Origin of the sequence: Streptomyces sp. B1866, assembly GCF_031932565.1 — a bacterium.
Taxonomy (GTDB): Bacteria; Actinomycetota; Actinomycetes; order Streptomycetales; family Streptomycetaceae; genus Streptomyces.
Map to the genome: position 1 here is coordinate 1 of NZ_JAVSCF010000542.1, position 1,014 is coordinate 1,014.

Sequence of the window (1,014 nt, forward strand, 5' to 3'; positions counted from 1 at the left end):
GGCTGTGCGGTGAGGGCGCGCAGGGTTTCCTCGACCTGTTCGCCGCGGGTGAGGGTGTGTTTTTCCTGCTGGTCGTCGGTCCAGTAGGTGTCGAGGGCGGCGGTGGCGGTGATGAAGGCGGGGTTGTGGCCGCGGAAGGTGCCGTTGTGTTCGCCGGGTTCCCAGAGGTCGAGTTCGGGGCGGAAGAGGGTGAGGGCCATGGGCAGGCCGTAGCCGCTGATGGATTTGGAGAGGGTGACGATGTCGGGGACGATGCCGGCTTCCTCGAAGGAGAAGAAGGGGCCGGTGCGGCCGCAGCCCATCTGGATGTCGTCGACGATCAGCAGCATGTCGTGGCGGTGGCACAGGTCGGCCAGGGCGCGCAGCCACTCGGGGCGGGCGACGTTGATGCCGCCCTCGCCCTGCACGGTCTCCACGATGACGGCGGCGGGCTGGTCGAGACCGGAGCCGCGGTCGGCCAGCAGGCGCTCGAACCACAGGAAGTCCGGGACCTGGCCGTCGAGGTAGTGGTCGAACGGCATCGGGGTGCTGTGCACCAGCGGGATGCCGGCGCCCGCCCGCTTGAAGGCGTTGCCGGTGACGGCGAGGGAGCCGAGCGACATGCCGTGGAAGGCGTTGGTGAAGGACACCACCGCCTCGCGGCCCTTGGCCTTGCGGGCGAGTTTGAGGGCGGCTTCGACGGCGTTGGTGCCGGTGGGGCCGGGGAACATGACCTTGTAGGGCAGGTCGCGGGGGCGTAGCACGGTGGTCTGGAAGGTTTCCAGGAAGGCCCGTTTGGCGGTGGTGGCCATGTCGAGGCTGTGGGTGACGCCGTCGCGTGCGAGGTAGTCGAGCAGGGCGCGTTTGAGGGCCGGGTTGTTGTGGCCGTAGTTCAGGGCGCCGGCGCCGGCGAAGAAGTCCAGGTAGGCGCGGCCGTCCTCGGTGTACAGCCGGCTGCCCTGCGCGTGGTCGAAGACGGCGGGCCAGCCGCGGCAGTAGCTGCGCACCTCCGACTCCAGGCTCTCGAAGACGCTC

At 69.5% G+C, this 1,014-nt stretch carries 1 protein-coding gene; it reads right to left on the minus strand.

What is annotated here, in order from left to right:
• A partial coding sequence (gene ectB / locus RKE29_RS30075; RefSeq protein WP_312008870.1) for a diaminobutyrate--2-oxoglutarate transaminase occupies window positions 1-1,014 on the minus strand: 1,014 nt, incomplete at both ends.